Annotated in this window: 18 protein-coding genes and 2 other annotated features; all 18 genes read left to right on the top strand. The window is 33.9% G+C overall.

Annotation, left to right across the window (positions count from 1 at the left end):
• The first annotated feature begins 41 nt into the window (after positions 1-41).
• Positions 42-680: a pyridoxamine 5'-phosphate oxidase family protein gene (locus MKO96_RS05075; protein WP_240587385.1), complete on the top strand. Its 639-nt coding sequence runs from the start codon at positions 42-44 to the stop codon at positions 678-680.
• A 232-nt stretch (positions 681-912) separates the two neighbouring features.
• Positions 913-1,144, top strand: a binding site (T-box leader).
• Between the two features lie 115 nt (positions 1,145-1,259).
• Positions 1,260-1,491: a binding site (T-box leader), on the top strand.
• Positions 1,492-1,645: 154 nt separating this feature from the next.
• Positions 1,646-2,941 (top strand): homoserine dehydrogenase, encoded by a 1,296-nt coding sequence (locus MKO96_RS05070; RefSeq protein WP_087980253.1) that lies wholly within the window; start codon positions 1,646-1,648, stop codon positions 2,939-2,941.
• A complete protein-coding gene (gene thrC, locus MKO96_RS05065) occupies positions 2,934-3,992 on the top strand; it encodes a threonine synthase (protein WP_000276442.1) in 1,059 nt (352 codons plus the stop codon). Before MKO96_RS05070 ends, thrC begins: the two co-directional genes overlap by 8 nt.
• Positions 3,989-4,891 carry a homoserine kinase gene (gene thrB / locus MKO96_RS05060; RefSeq protein ID WP_240586877.1) on the top strand — a complete coding sequence of 301 codons (903 nt, stop codon included), beginning with the start codon at positions 3,989-3,991 and terminating at the stop codon, positions 4,889-4,891. The genes thrC and thrB overlap by 4 nt, the downstream gene beginning before the upstream one ends.
• Positions 4,892-4,994: 103 nt before the next feature.
• Positions 4,995-5,204: a DUF6366 family protein gene (locus MKO96_RS05055; protein ID WP_240586876.1), complete on the top strand. Its 210-nt coding sequence runs from the start codon at positions 4,995-4,997 to the stop codon at positions 5,202-5,204.
• Between the two features lie 213 nt (positions 5,205-5,417).
• Complete coding sequence (locus tag MKO96_RS05050) at positions 5,418-7,724, top strand: glycoside hydrolase (RefSeq protein WP_240586875.1); 2,307 nt, start codon at positions 5,418-5,420, stop codon at positions 7,722-7,724.
• 322 nt (positions 7,725-8,046) lie between these two features.
• Positions 8,047-9,048 (top strand): LCP family protein, encoded by a 1,002-nt coding sequence (locus tag MKO96_RS05045; RefSeq protein ID WP_000093639.1) that lies wholly within the window; start codon positions 8,047-8,049, stop codon positions 9,046-9,048.
• Between the two features lie 164 nt (positions 9,049-9,212).
• Positions 9,213-10,460, top strand: a complete 1,248-nt coding sequence (locus MKO96_RS05040) for a hypothetical protein (RefSeq protein WP_240586874.1) — start codon at positions 9,213-9,215, stop codon at positions 10,458-10,460.
• Positions 10,461-10,473: 13 nt separating this feature from the next.
• Entirely contained in the window at positions 10,474-11,163 is a 690-nt protein-coding gene (locus tag MKO96_RS05035; protein WP_240586873.1) for a response regulator transcription factor, read from the top strand.
• Positions 11,160-12,521 carry a sensor histidine kinase gene (locus tag MKO96_RS05030; protein ID WP_240586872.1) on the top strand — a complete coding sequence of 454 codons (1,362 nt, stop codon included), beginning with the start codon at positions 11,160-11,162 and terminating at the stop codon, positions 12,519-12,521. The genes MKO96_RS05035 and MKO96_RS05030 overlap by 4 nt, the downstream gene beginning before the upstream one ends.
• Positions 12,522-12,622: 101 nt before the next feature.
• Positions 12,623-13,444: a peptidoglycan-N-acetylglucosamine deacetylase gene (locus MKO96_RS05025; RefSeq protein ID WP_000409390.1), complete on the top strand. Its 822-nt coding sequence runs from the start codon at positions 12,623-12,625 to the stop codon at positions 13,442-13,444.
• A gap of 14 nt (positions 13,445-13,458) precedes the next feature.
• Positions 13,459-14,115, top strand: a complete 657-nt coding sequence (locus MKO96_RS05020; protein WP_087980260.1) for a YkyA family protein — start codon at positions 13,459-13,461, stop codon at positions 14,113-14,115.
• 159 nt (positions 14,116-14,274) lie between these two features.
• Positions 14,275-14,955 (top strand): MgtC/SapB family protein, encoded by a 681-nt coding sequence (locus tag MKO96_RS05015; protein WP_000119503.1) that lies wholly within the window; start codon positions 14,275-14,277, stop codon positions 14,953-14,955.
• 95 nt (positions 14,956-15,050) lie between these two features.
• Positions 15,051-15,590 carry a GNAT family N-acetyltransferase gene (locus MKO96_RS05010; RefSeq protein ID WP_240587384.1) on the top strand — a complete coding sequence of 180 codons (540 nt, stop codon included), beginning with the start codon at positions 15,051-15,053 and terminating at the stop codon, positions 15,588-15,590.
• A gap of 311 nt (positions 15,591-15,901) precedes the next feature.
• Entirely contained in the window at positions 15,902-17,710 is a 1,809-nt protein-coding gene (locus MKO96_RS05005; RefSeq protein WP_240586871.1) for an IucA/IucC family protein, read from the top strand.
• A 58-nt stretch (positions 17,711-17,768) separates the two neighbouring features.
• Entirely contained in the window at positions 17,769-19,607 is a 1,839-nt protein-coding gene (locus MKO96_RS05000) for an IucA/IucC family protein (protein WP_240586870.1), read from the top strand.
• Positions 19,594-20,832: a 3,4-dihydroxybenzoic acid-AMP ligase AsbC gene (gene asbC / locus MKO96_RS04995; RefSeq protein WP_240586869.1), complete on the top strand. Its 1,239-nt coding sequence runs from the start codon at positions 19,594-19,596 to the stop codon at positions 20,830-20,832. Before MKO96_RS05000 ends, asbC begins: the two co-directional genes overlap by 14 nt.
• Positions 20,829-21,083, top strand: coding sequence for a petrobactin biosynthesis protein AsbD (gene asbD, locus MKO96_RS04990; protein WP_240586868.1), 255 nt, complete (start codon positions 20,829-20,831; stop codon positions 21,081-21,083). The genes asbC and asbD overlap by 4 nt, the downstream gene beginning before the upstream one ends.
• Positions 21,084-21,104: the final 21 nt, after the last annotated feature.

Here is a 21,104-nt window from a genome sequence, read left to right as displayed (position 1 = left end):
ATTGAATTTTGGGGAAATAAAGAAAAATGGAGTGGTTAATAGTGGGGATAGAGAGTAAAGAAATAAAATCGATTATTTCAACAGAGGAAGAATTACGGAAAATATTAGGGCAACCAAGTGAGCGAGCGTTAAAGAAAGTTATTTCATCATTAGACCACCATTGCGTAGATTTTCTGTCTAAATCTCCTTTTCTAGTATTGTCTACTGCAAATAAATTAGGAGCGTGTGATGTTTCGCCGAGAGGAGACGCACCTGGATTTGTATTCGTATTAAATAATAATAAAATTATTATTCCAGACAGACCAGGTAACCGTCGTATAGATTCCATTTTGAACATTATTTCAAATCCATACGTAGGGTTACTCTTTTTTATTCCAGGCCTTGGGGAGACGCTCCGGATAAACGGCCGAGCGTATATTACAAACGACGAAGAGATATTGCAAGAAATGCAGGCGAATGGACGCAATCCGTTACTTGGAATTGTCGTTGAAATAGAAGAGTGTTATATTCATTGTGCAAAAGCTTTTATCCGATCTAAGATGTGGGATCCAGAATCTTGGTTACATAAAAAAGAGTTACCTTCAGCAGCAAAAATGTTGCTGGAGCATGCGAAAGTGAATGCTTCAGAAGAAGATGTTGCACGTTCTTTAGAAGAAAGTTATACGAAAAGATTGTATTGAAAAACTTTAGTAATATATTTTTAAAGGCGGATTTCTAATCGTTTTGGAATGGGATATTTATATATGAACTGTTGATTTACAAAATGGAGAAATAATAAAATAGGTAAATCGAGAGGCAGTTGCATAATGTTATTGTGAAATATAATAAAATAGTATCTTGAAAATAGTTAGTAAAAATAGGCTTGCTTTTTAAAAAGTTGATAACTATAATAAGTTAACAAATAGACATGAACGAAAAGTAACGATAAGGACATGAAATCATTTTTACGGTTTACAGAGAGGGAAGCCAAGGGTGTGAGCTTCCTAACACGAGAAATGATTTTACCACCTTTGAACTTCAATAGTGAACGAGTAATCTAGTAATTATTGACGGAATCAGCCGTTATCTGAACTTGAGCAATCTAGGGAGAAATACGTCTAGATTGGAACAAGGGTGGAACCACGAAAACACATTCGTCCCTTTCCTAGGGATGAGTGTGTTTTTTTATAGAATTAGAGATTGAAAATTAAAAATAATTAAAAAATAGTATTGATTTTGTTGTTTATGCGAGTATAATGAATTAACAAATAAACATGAGCGAAAAAGTAACGATAAGGACACGGAATCATTTTTACGGTTTACAGAGAGGGAAGCCAAGGGTGTGAGCTTCCTAACACGAGAAATGATTTTACCACCTTTGAACTTCAATAGTGAACGAGTAATCTAGTAATTATTGACGGAATCAGCCGTTATCTGAACTTGAGCAATCTAGGGAGAAATACGTCTAGATTGGAACAAGGGTGGAACCACGAAAACACATTCGTCCCTTTCCTAGGGATGGGTGTGTTTTTTTATTACTTTGAAAGGAGGTGCAGTAACATGAAACGATTTGTACGTACGGAAATAACCACCACCTGCATGATTAAAAAACAGAGCAAGGTGATTGATAGAGATAAAAAATAAAATTGTAGGAGGAGATTAGAAAATGAATAACGTTATTAATGTTGGGGTGTTAGGCTTAGGTACGGTCGGTAGTGGTGTTGTCCATATTTTGAAAGAACATTATAAAAAAATTGCACTTGATACAGGGTATGAAGTGAAGGTAAAGACAGTCGTTGTACGTGACTTGAAAAAAGAACGTGATGTTTGCATTGATGGAATCGTAGTAACAAGTCATGTCGATGAAGTTCTAAATGATCCAAATATTGATATTGTAGTAGAGGTAATGGGCGGAATTGAAGAAGCAAAGCAACATATTGTTAAGGCTTTACGAAATAAAAAACATGTCGTAACAGCAAATAAAGATTTAATGGCTGTATACGGTGCGGAACTTCTCCACCTGGCGAACGAAAATGATTGTGATCTATGTTATGAAGCAAGTGTAGCGGGCGGTATTCCGGTGTTAAGGGGATTAACAGATGGATTAGCTTCAGATCAAATTGAAAAAATAATGGGAATTGTAAATGGCACAACAAATTATATGTTAACAAAGATGAGTCAAAAGGGATGGTCGTATGAAGAGGCTTTACAAGAAGCCCAAAAATTAGGTTTTGCAGAATCGGATCCAACAGCGGATGTAGATGGGCTAGATGCGGCGAGAAAGGTAGCCATTCTTGCAAACTTAGGTTTTTCGATGAATGTTTCTTTAGATGATGTACAAGTAAGAGGGATTCGAAAGATCGAAAAAGAAGATCTACAAATGGCTGAAAAGTTAGGGTTTACTATGAAATTAATTGGGAAAGCAGAGAAACAAGGATCAGCCATTCATTTAAGTGTAGAACCGACACTTTTACCAAGCCATCATCCATTATCGAATGTAAATAATGAATTTAATGCAGTATATGTTCACGGTCAAGCGGTAGGAGAAGTAATGTTTTACGGCCCTGGAGCTGGGAAGTTACCGACTGGTTCTGCTGTAGTAAGTGATATTATTTCAATCGTTAAAAGTATGAATCAAGTTCCGAAAAATAAAAGTGCGTTAAAAGAACCAGAACCGTATGAATTACAAGGAGATGAAGAAGTCGTTTCGAAATATTTCTTACGTATTTCATTACGAGATGAACCTGGGATGTTACAAAAAATAACAGAATGTTTCGTTAATTATTCCGTAAGTTTAAAAGAAGTTATTCAATTACCTTTAAATCGTGAACTTGCAGAAGTCGTTGTTGTGACACATCAAACTTCAAAGTATCAATTCGAACGAGTACTAGGAGCGATAGAAAATGTCGCAAGTGAAATAAACAGTTATTACATTATTGAGGAGGAAAAACAATATGTATAAAGGATTATTAAAACAGTATGCTTCTTATTTACCGGTGAATGAAAATACACCTGATGTGAGCTTAATGGAAGGAAATACACCGCTTATTCCGTTATTAAATATATCAAAACAATTAGGAATTCAGTTATACGGTAAGTATGAAGGAGCGAATCCGACAGGTTCTTTTAAAGATCGTGGTATGGTAATGGCTGTTGCGAAGGCGAAAGAAGAAGGTTCGGAGGCAATTATTTGTGCATCAACAGGTAATACTTCGGCATCGGCCGCAGCATACGCGGCACGCCTTGGAATGAAATGTATAATCGTAATCCCTGAAGGAAAGATTGCACATGGAAAATTAGCGCAAGCAGTCGCCTATGGAGCTGAAATCATTTCAATAGAAGGAAATTTTGATGATGCACTTAAGGCTGTAAGAAATATTGCTGCGGAAGAGCCGATTACATTAGTAAACTCAGTGAATCCTTATCGAATTGAAGGGCAAAAGACAGCAGCATTTGAAATTTGTGACCAGTTGCAAAGTGCACCAGATGTTTTAGCGATTCCTGTTGGGAATGCCGGAAATATTACAGCATACTGGAAAGGTTTCTGTGAATATGAGAAAGAAAAAGGCTATAAGAAGCCAAGAATTCACGGATTTGAAGCAGAAGGAGCGGCAGCAATTGTAAAAGGACATGTCATTGAAGAACCTGAAACAATTGCAACAGCGATTCGTATCGGTAACCCCGCAAGTTGGTCATATGCAGTAGAGGCTGCTGAACAGTCTCACGGTGAAATAGATATGGTATCAGATGAAGAAATTTTACATGCGTATAGATTATTAGCAAAAACGGAAGGGGTTTTCGCTGAGCCGGGATCAAATGCTTCATTAGCAGGTGTAATTAAACATGTTCAATCTGGAAAAATCAAAAAAGGAGAGACAGTTGTTGCAGTTTTAACTGGAAACGGCTTGAAAGATCCTGATATCGCAATTTCTTCTAATACATTAGACATTGCAAGTGTTTCAAATAATATAGAACAAATTAAAGAACATATTAAAGGGGTGATTATGTCGTGATACCATTAAGTATTCGTGTTCCTGCTAGTACAGCGAATGTTGGACCTGGATTTGATTCAGTAGGAATAGCTTTATCATTATATTTAGATGTGGTGGTAAGGGAAAAAGCTGATAGATGGCAAGTAATCCATTCCTTTGAAGAATCAATTCCGACAGATGATAAAAATTTAATCGTTAGCACGGCATGTAAAGTATGTCCTTCTTTATCACCTCATATAATAGAAGTTACTAGTAATATCCCGCTTACAAGAGGATTAGGAAGTAGTGCATCAGCAATTGTAGCAGGGATAGAGCTTGCGAATCAACTTGGCAATTTAAACTTAACGACTGATCAAAAAGTTCAAATTGCAACAAATTTTGAAGGGCATCCAGATAATGTTGCGGCTTCTATATTAGGAGGAACTGTAATCGGAGCACTTGATGGAAAGAATGTTTCGGTTGTAAGAATTGAAAGTAAGGAATTAGGTGTAATTTCTCTTATTCCAAATGAAGAGTTAAATACAGAGGAAAGCCGATCTGTATTACCAGATGTGTTTCCGTTTCATGAAGCAGTTAAGGCTAGTGCAATCAGCAACGTATTAGTAGCTGCGTTTTGTCAAAAGAAGTGGGAAGTTGTAGGTGAAATGATGGAAAGAGATCATTTTCACGAGCCGTATCGTTTAGAACTCGTACCGCTATTACCATCAATTCGTAAATGTGCAAAAGAGTTTGGAGCATACGGCACAGCGCTTAGTGGTGCAGGTCCATCCATTTTTATATTGACGCCATATGATAAACGTCAAGAAATTGCTGAGCAATTAGCGAGAGTATTTACGTCTATGAAAGTGTGTGAGCTAGAAATCGATCATAGAGGCATTATTGTAAATAAAGAAGAACATATAGGGATAAAAAAAAGCTAGCATTGCTAGCTTTTTTTGTTGTAAATATCTTTTCAGTGGGCATATAAAAGAAAAGTAATAATGTATAATTTAGTAAAGCGTGTATTCATTTGGAGGCGATCGTATGAGGAAAGAGTCACCAGAAGAAAAAAGAGAACGTATAAGGCAAAGTGAATTGAAAAATAATCCTACCGGTTCTTTACATGATCGATTAAACAGAGCTGAATCAGGTAGTCCAGTTGATATGACAGGTGGTATGAATTGGAAAGGTACAGCGCTCGTAATTTTAGTGCTAGTTTTAGGCTATATTATATACACTTCTTTTTTTAGTTAAGAAATGCACGTTAAAGTTATGAATTATTTGCTTTTATAAGTAGTGAGGATGAAAAAACACGGTTATTGTACTACATATATTTTAAGAAGGTTAAAGTTGTCCATACACACTTATTTATAATACTCAAAATAGAGCTAGCGTTATGCTAGTTCTATTTTTTTGCCACATTCCTGTAACAAAGCCCCTGTATATTCAGTGGTGGAGGTGCAGAAGATGAAAAAAATGATAGCAATATGTCTTCTTACAACGATGTCATTTTCGACTTTAGTCGGGTGTGATGTAAAAGGTAACAAGGCTGTACAAGAGTCTAAAGTAAAGAAAGCTACGTATAAAGAGTTTACTTACGATGTAAATCCAGAGACTTTCATGTTAACTGTAGAACATGATGGTGTAAAGGAACAGGCGTCACAGCCGTTACCGAAAATGAAGGTGTCGAATGTAAAAAAAGACACGGATCGCACATCTTGGGAATATCCAGATCAAAAAGTAAAAGTGAATCTAGAAAAGAAAAAAGATTACTTAAATATTGAAGTGGAATCGACTGGTGCAGAAAGCTTTACGTGGCCGAAAGTACAAGCTGAAAACTATACACTTCCGTTATGGGAAGGTAAGCAAATTCCGAGTAATGATGAAAATTGGAAGAAGTTTTTAAAGGATGATGCATATTCATTTGCTGAATCATTTTCTATGAAGTTTTTTGCGTTAAATGGTTCGAAATATTCCATTGTATATATTGCGAACAATATGTTTAATAATGAATTGAAATTTCATTCGGATCCGAAAATAGGATTTGATTTTATACATGAATTCCCGAGCATAAATAAAAATAAAACATATGGATTTCAATTATATGTGACAAATAATGATGCAGTGAGTATTGCTAAACTGTATAAGGATAATATTGCTGGAAAAGGTGAATTTAAAACATTACAAGAAAAGGCTAGAAAAAATAAAGAGATTGAAAAACTTTATGGTGCGGCTCATTTTTATTTTTGGAATCAAAATGGTTTGTCTGACAGTAACATAAATTGGCCTAAAATAAGAGAGCAAATAAATAGTCCTGTGTTTAGTCATATAAAAGGGCTTATTCAAAAGAATAGTTCGGAGCCTGGAGAACTGAGTGTGTTTGAGCAAGTAAGTAAACAAGATTTCATTGATAAGTACCAAAAAAATGTTATTTTGCGTTATATAAATGAAGTATTATCAATGAAGGAATTGTATAAAAAGGATATTTTCCGAAATGTTGATCAGAACGCTAGTGAGTTATTAAACAAAGGGGTAGATCACTTATCGAAGATGGAGTTATATAACTTAAATAAGCATGTATTAAAGTCGGCGCTCGGTGATGCGGTTGAAGAAGTAAGTAAATGGGGTAACGCAGATGGAACGGATATTATAAAGGAAATGAAAGCAGCAGGAATAGACAATGCATGGATTGGGCTACCGAATTGGGAACAAGGGTATATGCAGCCTGATTTCGTGACAGAAGCTAAGAAAATAGGATATTTAGTTGGTCCGTATGATTCTTATCATTCTATTCATGAAAAAGCAGATAAAAATTGGAATACAGCTTCTTTTCAGGATCCATCGCTATATGAAGAGGCAACTGTGACGAAGAAAAATGGAGAAAAAGTGCAAGGATTTTTAGGTAGAGGGCGAAAGTTAAATCCAACTTTATCTCTTCCTAGTGTAAAAGAGCGAATGAACGATATATTACAAAATGGACCTAAATATAATTCATGGTTTATTGATTGTGATGCAACAGGTGAAATTTATGATGATTATTCGGCCAAACATATAACGACACAAGAACAAGATTTAAAAGCAAGGTTGCAACGAATGGACTATATTGCGCAAGAAAAAGGTATGGTAGTTGGCTCAGAAGGCGGAAATGACTTTGCAAGTAGCACGATTGCATTTGCTCACGGTATTGAAACACCGGTTATTAAATGGGACGATGAAGATATGAGGAAAAATAAAACAAGTCCGTATTATGTAGGGGGATATTGGTCACCGAATCAAAATGTTCCAGAAAAATATGCAAAACAAGTACCGTTAAAAGAAGAATATAAACAAGTATATTTAAATCCAGTATATTCGGTACCGTTATATAAATTAGTATACAACGATTCTGTAATTACAACGCATCACTGGGAATGGGGAAGTTTGAAAGTAAAAGATGAGGTAGGAAACCGTATGTTATACGAATTATTGTATAATGTTCCTCCGTTGTACCATTTAGATGAAGTAGAGTGGAATAAGCATAAACAAGAAATTACACAGCATCTGAAAGTTTGGAATGAAGTTCATGAAAAGGCAGTAAAAGAAGAAATGACGAACTTTGCATATTTGTCAGAAGATAAATTAGTTCAATCTGCTTCTTATGGAAAAGATATTAAAATTATTGTGAATTTCTCGAATGAAGAGATAGAAATAGAAAAGACGAAACTAAAAGCAAAATCCGCTTTCATTAATAATCATGGGAAGAAAACAATGTATACACCGCTTGAAAAAAAATAATATGAACTATACATTATTATATTCATACAGATTACATTACTAATTTTTCTCTTTATTCTCGACTATTTTCCATGTAGAACTCGAACGATTTGAAATAAATAAATTTATAAAACTATATTTTCGAATGTTACGAAGTGCTAAATATTTGAAGTTGGAAAATAGTGACTTGCCAAAAATAAGCACGAGAGTATAATGTGAAATGGAATACATATTGGATTCATCATGTAACCTTACAAAAATGTAAGGTGTTTGAAAGAAAATTCAATATGAAGAATACTAGACATACATTATACTAGGGAAAGAGAAAGAGAGGCGAATGAAGATGAGCTCTGAATTAGAACAAAATACGAGAAGCAATAAAAAACGTTCTAAAAGAAGGTCAATAAAATGGTTCATTTTAATTCCATTTTTCCTACTTATTTTTGGAGGAGTAGGATATGGATCATTAATATATAATAAGGCAAAAGCTGTTGTAAGTGATGCGTATGCACAAATTGATAAATCATCAAAACGTGATAAAGAAGTTGAGCCTTTAAAGGATAACATCTCTATTTTAATTATGGGTGTAGATGGTAGTGAAATGCGAAAAAGTCAATATGGTGAAGCTGTTCGCACAGATGCACTTTTATTAGCAACAATTAATAAAGATGATAAATCAGTTAAATTAGTAAGTATTCCGCGTGATTCACGTGTATATATTCCATCTAGAAAGAAATTAGATAAAATTACACACGCACATGTATTTGGTGGTGTTGAAAGTACACGAGATACAGTGGAAAGATTTTTAAATGTTCCTGTTGATTATTATGTGAAGTTTAACTTTGAATCATTCGTACAAATTGTCGATTCACTTGGTGGTATTGATATTGATGTACCTGTTACTTTCACAGAGCAAGATAGTAAAGACCAAGCGGGTATGATTCATTTAGAAAAAGGCTTCCAACATTTAAATGGAGAACAAGCACTTGCACTTGCAAGAACGCGTAAAATTGATAGTGACGCAATGCGTGGACAAAGACAACAACTTGTAATAGAAGCAATTGCAAAAAAAGCGATGTCTGTGCAATCAATTAGCAAAATGGGCTCTTTACTTGATGCGGTTGATAAAAATATGAAAACGAACTTAACTTTCGATGATATGCTTGCGATTACAAAAAATATGGCAGGATCTAATTTGGAAATGGAAAAAATGCAAATAGAAGGTACGGATAAACGTATTGGAGGTATTTATTATTACATTCCAAACGAAAAAAATGTAAAAGATATTTCGAAAAAATTAAATGAGCATTTAGGTGTAACACCAAAACCAGTTCGAAATGAATAATAAAAAAAGATTGGCCTTTGCCAATCTTTTTTTATGGGAATGGATTTGTAACTTTTCTGTAACGATTTTTTATTTTAGAAAAATTATACTCATATGTATGAGAATATTGGAGAAGCAAAAAGTAAAGAGAAATAATGAAAATCTGTAATAAGGAAAGATATCATATGCAGAAATGGATAGGCATTATGGGAATCATTTTTATGTTGACTGGATGTAAAATGTCTGAAGCCCCAACAAGTTTAATGGGTGCTCCTGCCAATGAAAAATGGATTAATGAACTAAAAGAGCAAATAGATAAAGATTTGCCTGTTAATTATCGATTGCTTACTCCAATGTCTAATAAAGATAAACAGATGATTTGGTCAATGGATTTTAAACAAGATAATAAGAAAGAAGCCATCTTATTTTATAAATTACCGAATGAAGATCATAGCGTATATTTAGCTGTCTATGAAGAAGTCGGAAATGGCTGGAAAGTAAAGTCCACGCATAGATTTGATGGTGGAGATGTAGATATCGTTGAAGTCGGTGATTTTACAGGGAACGGGAAGCGAGAGTTATTAATCGGAATATCTGTAAGTCGTGAATCGTTAGAGCATGTTATGTATGTTTTTTCGGAAGAAAATGAAGATATGAAGGAAATATATAATCGAAGTTATACGAAGTTATTCATAGAGGATCTAAATAAAAATGGACTGAAAGATATAAGCCTTGTTACGTATGAAAAAGATGAGAAGTTGACAGTTGAGTTTATGGAACAATTTAAAACTTTATCTGAAGCATCATTCGATCCATTTATAAATAGCATTCAAAGAATACAAATGGGGCGTATTTCTAAATCACTAAAGGCTGTTGTAATTGATGCAGGAGTTGGCGCTCATTCAGGGATAACGTATGTAGCAAAATTTGATAAGGGTCATTATGAGCCACTACCTATAGATGGGAAAGAAGATTTATTCAATGATTATGTAGTCGAAAGCAAAGATATAAATGAAGACGGCATTATTGAATTTGTTCGTACAGTGCGTCCAAAAGGTTGGGAAGAAGTATCATACGGAGAGAGTACGATGTTTGAACGTTATATTCAGTGGAGTGAAGATGGAATTAAACCGATAGAAGAAAGATATATAAATATAGAGAAAGGTTATTTTGTCAAAATCCCACAACCGTTAATTGGAAAAATAACTGTTCCAGTTCAGCAAGAAGCATCAGATGTTCAAAAATTTATAGATACTACGACAAATGAACTATGGCTTGAAGTTCATATATTTAAACGGAAAGAATGGTTCAAAATAAAAGGATACGAGGCAGCGGTTAAAACAGCTTCTCACGTATATGCTGTACCGAAACAGCCGCATTTTGAAAAAGTGAAAGCATATGTAAAACCGCTAGCGGATTATCAACAAGAGTAGGGAGGTGGAAATTATGCCAACAATTTTAGTTTTAGAAGATGAAATGCCTATTCGTAGTTTTATCGTCTTGAATTTGAAACGTGCTGGATTTTATGTGTTAGAAGCTAGTACGGGAGAAGAGGCGTTACAGATTTTATGTGAACATACTGTTGATGTAGCATTGCTTGATGTAATGTTACCAGGAATTGATGGTTTTCAAGTTTGTAAATCCATACGGGAAGAAAATAAAAAAATAGGTATTATTATGTTGACCGCACGCGTACAAAATGAAGATAAAGTACAAGGACTAGGAATTGGTGCAGATGATTATATCGCAAAGCCGTTTAGTCCAGTGGAATTAACGGCACGTATACAATCGTTACTAAGAAGAATAGAAGTACATGATGAAAAAGCGAATACGATCATATCTGGCCCGTTTTCGTTACATGTTATAGAAGAAAGATTATATAAAAGTGGAAAATTAGTTGATTTAACCCCTACAGAGTATATGATATTACAGTATTTAATGAATCAGGCTTCAAAGCCGGTTTCACGTGATGAAATTTTAAATATGATTTGGGGAACGAATTACGTAGGTGAGACGAAAGTAGTAGATGTAAATATGAGGCGGTTACGTCAAAAGATAGAATGTAATCCATCAGAACCTGAATTTATTCTTACTGTGTGGGGAAAAGGATATGTGTGGAAGGAAAGTATAAGATGAAAAGAAAAGTGACTTTATATTTTATGACGGTCATTATACTTATGCTTGTATTATTTGAAGTCGTATTTTCAGCCTCCATTTATCGATATTATTATAATGGTATTGTGCAATATATAGAATCTCATGCGAAGACAAGTACACGATTTTTCTCTGAATACAATTCCCTATACTTTATTCGTTTGCAAGAATACAGCGGGGATATAATTGAGAGCTTTCAGTTAGAAGGAACTGAATTACAATTAATTGATCGACATGGTACGATTATACAGTCGTCAAGTGGACAAAAGGTAGAAGGTAAAGTAGTTATTCCGTATTCGTTACTAGAAGGAGAGATGTACCATCAAGTGACTACTACGAAAGACGATGTGAAACAATTGGAAGTGATTAGTCCACTTATTCATCAAGGACAAACGATCGGTGTTTTGAAATATACAACTGTTTTAACGAATGTAAATGCAAAGATTATTGAAATTATTATGTTTACTATTTCAGTTGGAATTGTCATTTCTGGTATCGTATTCTTAATCAGTAGACGATTAGCGAATTCGTTTGTTAAACCTATCGAATCTATTATTCATGCTTCTTCACAAATTGCAGAAGGTACATTAAAGAAGAAAATTAAAGAGGATTATCCAGGTGAATTAGGTGAGTTAGCATATAGTTTAAATCATATGTCTAATAAAATAGAAAAAGCGGAACAGATGAAAAATGAATTCATTGCTTCTATTTCTCATGAAATACGAACGCCTTTAACTGGAATTAAAGGTTGGAGTGAGACGTTAAAAACGGTAGATCATTTAACAGAAGAAGAGATAAAGCAAGGCATGGGAATTATTTCAGGTGAGACAGACCGATTGATTCATTTAGTAGAAGAATTGCTAGATTTTTCAAGATTACAATCAAATCATTTTAATTTATATAAACAAAATGTGCAAATGTACGATATACTAGAGGAGACGATTTGGCAATTAACTCCTAACGCTGAAGAGAAACAAATTCAATTTATTAATACGATAGAAAGAATTGAATTGATGGGAGATCGAAATAGGCTAAAGCAAATTTTCTTGAATATCGTTCAAAATGCTATTAAATATTCACATGAAAAAGGTACAATTCACATTGAAGTGACTAAAAATGAAGGACAAGCAGTGATAAAGGTGAAAGACGAAGGGATTGGAATTGCTAAAGAGCATTTATCATATATAGAACAGCCATTTTACCAGATTAATAACAATGCTACAGGTGCAGGTCTTGGTTTAGCCATAGTTAAAAAAATGGTAGAGCTTCATGGAGGCACACTTAGTTTTATAAGTAAAGAAGGAATAGGAACAACCATTTTGATAAAACTCCCATTATAATACATATATAGGTCTGTTTATATAGTGTAATAAAGTAAATAGATGTATAATTATATTGGGTGATTTATATATAAGATTAATAGGGAGAGGAATTCGATAGAATGGAAAAAGCTTTTAAAATTAAACGAGTAGTAGTCGTTTTAATAGCGATTGCAGCAGTAGCTATTGGGTATTTCATGTTTCAATCCATTACTTCACCAGCAAAGGCTGTTGCAAAACAAGAAAACGTAGTACAGCTTGCAAGTGAACAACCGAAAGTAGAAATGAATAAAACGGCACCAAGTCGTTTTAATGGAAAAGAAAGAAAAGTTGCTTATCTTACATTTGATGATGGCCCAGGGAAATATACGGCTGAATTGTTAAATATGTTAAAACAGCATGATGCGAAGGCGACGTTCTTTTTAATTGGAGCGAATGTAAAAGAATTTCCGGATTTAGTGAAACGTGAAAATGCAGAGGGTCATTATGTAGGTATGCATAGTATGACACATAATTTTGCGAAGTTATATAAAAATGGCGAGTATGTAAATGAAATGAAAGAAGATCAAAGCTTAATCGCAAATATTATTGGAAAATCACCTAAATTAACACGTCCACCATACGGTTCGATGCCTGGATTAAATGAAGGTCTTCGAAATAAAGTGGTAGAGGGCGGTTTTAAAGTATGGGATTGGACAATTGATTCATTAGATTGGAAATATAACAAAATGCAAGTTGATGCAGCGGCAGCACAAATTGCTCAAAACGTAATAACACATGCAACAAAACCACAGGAAGTTATTTTAATGCATGACATTCACCCACAATCAGTTGCTGCTGTACCAGCAATTTTAAAAGGGTTAAAAGAAAAGGGTTATGAGTTTGAAGCTTATCATGAAGAGAGTCACTTCCCAGTGAATTTCTGGCATGATAACCGTATGTAATGGAGGAATGAACGTTGAAGTATGGAAAAGTAGCAGTAGTTGGAGCACTATCAGTAGGACTATTAACAGGTTGTTTCGGTGAAAAACCAGAAGAAAATCTATATACAGCTTTTGAAACAGCAGCGACACAAGAAAAATCATTAGTTGATGAAGCGAAGAAGTTAGAGAAATTAGAGAATGAAGGTCAAGAACTATATTCTCAAATTTTACAAGAAGGTAAAGATCATAATGACGCTGTTATGAAGAAGATAGAGCAAGCTACTGCAAATGTAGATGACCGTGAAAAAGTATTAAAAACTGAGAAAGAGATGCTAGAAAAAGCTCAGAAAGAAACAAAATCTGTTCAAGGAAATATAGAGAAGCTTGAAGATAAGAAGTTACAAAAACAAGCAAAAGCAGTAGAAGAGTCATATAAAAAACGTTATGATGCATTCCAAAAAATGAATGAAAATTATACGAAGGCGTTAGCGACTGAAAAAGAACTGTATGAAAAATTAAAAGTAAAAGAAACGAAATTAAAAGAGATTGGTGAAAAAGTTAAGGCTGTTAATGAATTAACTGTGGAAGCACAAAAATCAAAAGAGCAATTTAACAATTTTACAAAAGAGTATAATGACAGTAAATTAGCATTCTACAAAGATGCAGAGATTAAGATTAAAGATCAGAAATAAAGAAAAATCTTAAGCGTAATAAAAAGCCGGAGAAACATCGTTACAAATGTTTTTTCGGCTTTTTACGTTAAATGAATAGAAAAGACTGGAATTGATATCATAAAAGAGTTATAGTGAATTATTCCAAGGGAAACATTGTAAAGTAAGGAGAATGGAAATATGTCATATGAATTTTTACTCAAATTAGGTTTAGCACTCTTTTTAGGATTATTCATCGGGATAGATAGGCAGCTAAAGAATAAACCGCTTGGTGTGAAAACAAGTATGGTTATTTCTGTAGCAAGTTGTTTAATTACGATGGTTTCAATTGAAGCCGTACATGTATATTCTGTTCCAGGGCATACAAATATGGATCCAATGCGTCTAGCTGCTCAAATTGTGAGTGGGATTGGTTTTCTTGGGGCAGGTGTTATTTTACGAAGAAGTAATGATGTTATTTCTGGATTAACGACAGCTTCTATGGTGTGGGCTGCTTCAGCTTTAGGTATAGCAATTGGGGCGGGCTTTTATTTACAAGCGACGGTTGCTATGATTTTAATTATTTTAGCAATTAACGTACTTCCACAACTTGTGAAAATTGCAGGTCCGTATTCATTAAGACAAAAGGATTTATCTATAAAAATTACTGTAAAAGAGCATCATGAGTTAGATGGTATATTTAAGCAAATTAAAAATTTAGGTATGCATGTGAAACGAGTGAAAATTAAAGATATAGATAGTGGAGCATTTCAGCAACTGGAAATGGTTATTTTAGCTCCAGAAGATTTATATACAACAGAGTTGTATAGTTCCCTGAAAGAGATTGATCGTGTTGTTTCAGTTGAAGTGGAAAGTAGATAATTGTGATAAAAAAGAGTGAATTTACTTCACTCTTTTTTATTTGGATTTTTAAGGGAATAAATTGATATAATGATGAATAACAAGGGGGGGAAATGATAGAAATACATATTAGAAGAGCGATAAAAGATGATATACGAGGTATAGCAAAGGTGCATGTTGATAGCTGGAAAACAACGTATAAAGGGATATTTATTGACGAATTTTTAGAAAATATAACATATGAGCAACGAGAAAAACAATGGGAAAACATTTTTCAACAAGAAGATAAATACCAATATAGATTTGTAGCAGAGACGTCAGATGAAACAATAATCGGATTCATTGACGGGGGAGTGGAAAGAAGTGGTGCATATAATTGTGATGGGGAATTATATGCAATCTACCTTTTACAAGAGTATCAAGGAATGAAAATAGGACAAAAGTTATTTCAAGCTCTATTATCAGAATGTATAAATAATGATATGCAATCACTTTTAGTATGGGTTGTTGCGAATAGCCCTTCGAAAAACTTTTATGAAAAATTTAATCCAGAAAAAATTGATACAAAATTTTTAGAGCGAGTACAGGTAGAAGAGATAGCGTATTGTTGGAGAGATTTGAATTTTTTATATAGCCATACAACTAATTATAAATAATATTATTATGTAAACTTATTCTTTGAAAGAGGTATGCCAATTAAGGTATACCTCTTTTGTTTAACTATTTTGGCTGGATTTCTAATGAAAAATAGTAAGTATGTAGTTTGAAATTGAGTATTTTTTTCGTGTATTTTTAACTAGATTAAAGAAAAGAGAGAAAACAAGAAAAATTAAATTAGATAAAAAAATTCTGAAATATACTATTGAATTGAATATCGTTATCAATTAGAATCATAATTGATAACGATATTCAATTGTTGTTTATTATATAAAATTTCGATAGCTTTAATATAAAGAGGAGGACCAATATGCAGCATGCGAAACAAATCGCAGAACATGCAACATTACAAAGTTTTTTAAACTGTTATTTAAGGGAAACAGGGAGTGGAGAATGGATTACAGAGGATGAAAAAATGAAAAGTATCTTCAGTAATACGTTGAATAGAGATAAAGTCCCCACATATTTATATTGTCGGCTATCGGCGCAGAACATTACTTTGTATGGAGAAGTTATATATAAATCAGCAACAGATCGCCATTTGTTTGGAGAACAATTTTATTATCAAATGGGAGAAAATAAGAATGTTATAAAAGCAGATTACGTTACAGTTATTACATTCTTAATAAAAGAGATGTCTATCAACTACGGAGAAGGGACGAATCCTGCTGAACTTATGCTTCGAGTTATTCGTAGTTGTCAAAATATTGAAGAATTTACGAAGGAGAGAATAGAAGATACATCTGCATTATACGGTTTCCATACATCCTTTATAGAAGCGGAGCAATCTTTATTATTTGGACATTTAACTCATCCAACCCCAAAGAGTAGACAAGGTATTTTGGAATGGAAAAGCACGATGTATTCTCCAGAATTAAAAGGAGAATGTCAGCTTCATTATTTTAGGGCACATAAAAGTATAGTAAATGAAAAATCATTATTGTTAGATTCTACAACAGTAATTCTAAAAGAAGAGTTACGTAATGATGAGATGGTTTGTAAAGAATTTATATCGAAGTATTGTAATGAAGATGAATATTCTTTACTTCCAATTCATCCGCTTCAGGCAGAATGGCTATTACACCAATCTTACGTACAGGATTGGATAGATCAAGGAGTACTTGAATATATTGGTCCTGTTGGTAAGTATTATATGGCAACATCATCACTTAGGACGTTATATCATCCCAAATCAAAATATATGCTTAAGTTTTCATTTCCAGTAAAAGTAACAAATTCAATGCGTATTAATAAATTGAAGGAACTAGAGAGTGGTCTTGAAGGAAAGGAAATGCTAAATACAGCAATTGGTGAAGTGTTAGAGAAGTTTCCAGGTTTTGATTTTATTTGTGATCCAGCATTTATTACATTAAATTACGGGGCAAAAGAATCTGGATTTGAAGTAATTATACGAGAGAATCCTTTTTATGGTGAACATGCAAATGACGCTACTTTAATTGCTGGATTAGTGCAAGATGCTATACCTGGGGAACGTACTCGTTTATCGAATATTATTCATCGACTAGCAGATTTAGAAGGTAGAAGCTGTGAAGAAGTAAGTTTAGATTGGTTTAGACGATATATGAATATTTCTTTAAAGCCGATGGTATGGATGTACTTACGTTATGGTGTTGGATTAGAAGCTCATCAGCAAAATAGCGTTGTTCAGCTAAAGGATGGTTATCCGGTCAAATATTATTTCCGTGATAATCAAGGGTTTTATTTCTGTAATTCAATGAAAGAGATGCTTAATAATGAGTTGGCTGGCATTGGAGAACGTACTGGAAATTTATATGACGATTATATTGTAGATGAGAGATTTCGTTACTACTTAATTTTCAATCATATGTTTGGACTCATTAATGGATTTGGCACAGCAGGATTAATTAAGGAGGAAATTATTCTCTCGGAATTAAGATCTGTACTTGAATCGTTCCTTCCGTATAACCGTGAACCTTCTACCTTTTTAAGAGAATTGTTAGAAGAGGATAAGTTGGCATGTAAAGCAAATTTATTAACGAGATTTTTCGATGTCGATGAGTTAAGTAATCCTTTAGAACAAGCAATTTACGTACAGGTACAGAATCCGCTCGTTAGAGAAGTGGCTGTCCGTTCATAAATAACGTTAAAATTTCACGTAATACAAATAATGGTAGTTTTTATAAGGTGGAGGAGTTATGAGAGTGGACATGTATCATACGAGGATATTGAAAGCGCTTGAATCAGAAGATTACATTTCAGTACGAAGAAGAGTGTTACGTCAATTAGTAGAGTCGTTAATTTATGAGGGGATTATTACACCAATTCGCATAGAAAACGAAGAACAAATTCTTTTTCTTATACAAGGACTTGATGAGGACAACAAAAGTGTCACGTATGAATGTTACGGAAGAGAACGAATGACATTTGGACGTATCTCTATAGATTCATTAGTAATAAGAGTTCAAGAGGAAAAACAAGAAATACAATCAGTTTCGCAATTTTTGGAAGAAGTTTTTCGGATTGTTAACGTGGAAAAAACGAAATTAGATTCTTTTATTCATGAATTAGAACAAACGATATTTAAAGACACGATTGCACAATATGAAAGACATAATAAGGTGAAATATACCCAAAAATCGTACGATGACTTTGAAAGCCATTTAATAGACGGTCATCCATATCATCCTAGCTATAAAGCACGCATTGGATTTCAATATCGTGACAATTTTCAATATGGATATGAATTTATGAGGCCAATAAAACTCATATGGATTGCAGCTCATAAGAAATATGCGATTGTAGGTTATGAAAATGAAATGATCTATGACAATATTTTAAAAGGTGAGATAGGCGCGCATACATTAGAAACGTATATGAAACGAATTCACAGTGCGGGATGTAATCCAAAACAGTACGTGTTTATACCTGTTCATCCTTGGCAGTGGGAGAATTTCATCATTCCAAATTACGTTGACCATATACAGGATAAAAATATAATTTATTTAGGACAATCGGCGGATGATTATTGCGCGCAACAATCGATGAGGACGTTAAGAAATGTTACGAATCCAAAGAGACCATATGTAAAGTTATCGCTGAACATACTTAACACTTCAACACTCCGTACGCTGAAACCATATTCAGTTGTGAGTGCACCAGCTATATCGAATTGGTTAAGTGATGTCGTAAGTCAGGATTCTTATTTAAGGGATGAATCGCGCATTATTTTGTTAAAGGAATTTTCGAGTGTAACGTATGATACGAATAAGAAAGCCACATATGGTTCATTAGGATGCATTTGGCGTGAAAGCGTTCATAAATATTTAGATGAGCAAGAGGGTGCGGTTCCCTTTAACGGCTTATATGCAAAAGAGAAAGACGGGACACCAGTTATTGATGCATGGTTAAACAAATATGGGATAGAAAATTGGCTACGATTACTGATTCAAAAAGCGATCATACCAGTTATACATCTTGTTGTAGAGCATGGAATCGCATTAGAATCACACGGACAAAATATGATTTTAGTTCATAAAGAAGGGCTACCTGTCCGTATTGCATTAAAGGATTTCCATGAAGGACTTGAGTTTTATCGTCCATTCTTAAAAGAAATGAATAAATGTCCAGACTTTACTAAAATGCATAAAACGTATGTGAATGGAAAAATGAATGATTTCTTTGAAATGAATCGTATTGAATGTTTACAAGAGATGGTATTAGATGCACTGTTCTTATTTAATGTAGGAGAATTAGCTTTCGTACTTGCAGACGAATATGATTGGAAAGAAGAAATTTTTTGGGTGATAGTTGTCGAAGAAATTGAAAATCATTTTAGAAAATATCCACACTTGAAAGATAGATTTGAAAGTATTCAGCTATACACTCCTACATTCTATGCTGAGCAATTAACGAAGCGACGATTATATATGGATGTGGAATCGCTTGTTCATGAAGTTCCAAATCCATTGTATAGAGCAAGCCAACTTATGAAACAAAAATCAGTTGTTACAGGAGGAAATTATGCTAATTGTTAATAAACAAGAGTATAGCAAAAGTGATTTTGATTTGAGATTACAAGTTTATGAGGAAATGGAACAATTTCAAAAAGCAGCAGGAAATAGATTCGCGCTTTGTCTGAAAGATCCATTCGATATTATTACGCTTGTGTTTTTCTTAAAAGAAAAGAAATCATCAGTATTGCTTATACATGAAGATACGCCAAAAGAAACGGCTATTGAAATGGCAAAGCGTGCAAATTGTATCGGGATATTATATGGAGAATATGGCGATTTTACGAAATTAGAAGTAGTGAACGCTTTACTAGAAGAGCCTTCTTTATTGCAATATAGTTCTGGAACTACGGGAGAACCAAAACTGATTCGTAGAGCATGGACGGAAGTGGATACAGAAATTACTGCTTATAATGAAACTTTAAACTGTGAAGAGGATGAAGTGCCAATCGTTATGGCTCCTGTTTCACATTCATACGGATTAATATGTGGTACGTTATCTGCAATTACGCGGGGAAGCAAACCTATCATCATTACGAATAAAAATCCTAAATTCGCATTAAATATCGTTCGCAATACAGAAAAACATATCATATATGCAGTACCACTTATGTTACATATTATGGGGAGTTTCCCGCAAGGAACGTTTCAGTTTCATAAAATTATGACATCCGGAGCGCCTTTGCCAGAAGCATTGTTTTATAAACTAAAAGAAACGACAACATATATGATGCAGCAATACGGTTGTTCTGAAGCGGGTTGTATTAGTATATGTCATGATATGAAAAGCCATTTAGATTTAGGAAATCCACTACCTCATGCGAGTATAAGCATAGGCTTAGATGAAAATATGCCTGAAGAAATCGTAGTGAAAATGAACGGTAAGGAAATTTTCACGAAAGATTTGGGGTATAAATCTGAGCATGGTCTTCATTTTATGGGGCGCATGGATGATGTGATTAACGTTTCAGGATTAAAAGTCTTTCCGATAGAGGTAGAAGAAACAATGCTTCGACTAGAAGGCGTTCAAGAGGCAATTGTATATCGGGGAAAACATCCTGTGATGGGCGAAGTTGTTAAAGCGAAAGTAATCTCTCATATTGATCCAGTGCGAATAAGAGAATGGTGTATGCAGCATTTACCATCTTATAAAGTTCCGCATGAGATTGAAAGTGTAACTGAAATTCCGAAAAATAAAACTGGAAAAGTAAGTAGAAAATTACTAGAGATGGGAGAGGTTACAACATGAGACGTGAAACATTAAAAAATGAAGTATTGAAAATTATGACAGGAAAAATGGAACTAAAAAATGTAACGCATTTAGAAGAAACGATGCGCTTAAACCAAGATTTATATATAGATTCGGTAATGATGTTACAACTCATAGTCTACATAGAAATGGATGTAAAGTTATGCGTTCCGGAGGATGAGGTAGACCCAAAAGCATTTCTTACTGTAGGATCTTTGCTTGATTTTATGGAGGAGTTACAGCCGGTATAAGAAGTAAATGTGAATAATTAA

This window comes from Bacillus sp. ES1-5, assembly GCF_022487605.1.
Classification (GTDB): domain Bacteria; phylum Bacillota; class Bacilli; order Bacillales; family Bacillaceae_G; genus Bacillus_A; species Bacillus_A wiedmannii.
Note: the sequence above shows the minus strand (reverse complement) of the source record. Positions and strands in the feature narration are given on the sequence as shown.

Excerpts from the sequence above, each read along its gene's own strand:
- MKO96_RS05050 (WP_240586875.1), top strand. The coding sequence starts at position 5,418 with ATGAAAAAAATGATAGCAATATGTCTTCTTACAACGATGTCATTTTCG.
- MKO96_RS05025 (WP_000409390.1), top strand. The coding sequence starts at position 12,623 with ATGGAAAAAGCTTTTAAAATTAAACGAGTAGTAGTCGTTTTAATAGCG.
- MKO96_RS05035 (WP_240586873.1), top strand. The coding sequence starts at position 10,474 with ATGCCAACAATTTTAGTTTTAGAAGATGAAATGCCTATTCGTAGTTTT.
- MKO96_RS05070 (WP_087980253.1), top strand. The coding sequence starts at position 1,646 with ATGAATAACGTTATTAATGTTGGGGTGTTAGGCTTAGGTACGGTCGGT.
- MKO96_RS05040 (WP_240586874.1), top strand. The coding sequence starts at position 9,213 with ATGCAGAAATGGATAGGCATTATGGGAATCATTTTTATGTTGACTGGA.
- asbD (WP_240586868.1), top strand. The coding sequence starts at position 20,829 with ATGAGACGTGAAACATTAAAAAATGAAGTATTGAAAATTATGACAGGA.
- MKO96_RS05030 (WP_240586872.1), top strand. The coding sequence starts at position 11,160 with ATGAAAAGAAAAGTGACTTTATATTTTATGACGGTCATTATACTTATG.
- MKO96_RS05055 (WP_240586876.1), top strand. The coding sequence starts at position 4,995 with ATGAGGAAAGAGTCACCAGAAGAAAAAAGAGAACGTATAAGGCAAAGT.
- MKO96_RS05015 (WP_000119503.1), top strand. The coding sequence starts at position 14,275 with ATGTCATATGAATTTTTACTCAAATTAGGTTTAGCACTCTTTTTAGGA.
- MKO96_RS05045 (WP_000093639.1), top strand. The coding sequence starts at position 8,047 with ATGAGCTCTGAATTAGAACAAAATACGAGAAGCAATAAAAAACGTTCT.
- MKO96_RS05000 (WP_240586870.1), top strand. The coding sequence starts at position 17,769 with ATGAGAGTGGACATGTATCATACGAGGATATTGAAAGCGCTTGAATCA.
- MKO96_RS05005 (WP_240586871.1), top strand. The coding sequence starts at position 15,902 with ATGCAGCATGCGAAACAAATCGCAGAACATGCAACATTACAAAGTTTT.
- asbC (WP_240586869.1), top strand. The coding sequence starts at position 19,594 with ATGCTAATTGTTAATAAACAAGAGTATAGCAAAAGTGATTTTGATTTG.
- thrC (WP_000276442.1), top strand. The coding sequence starts at position 2,934 with ATGTATAAAGGATTATTAAAACAGTATGCTTCTTATTTACCGGTGAAT.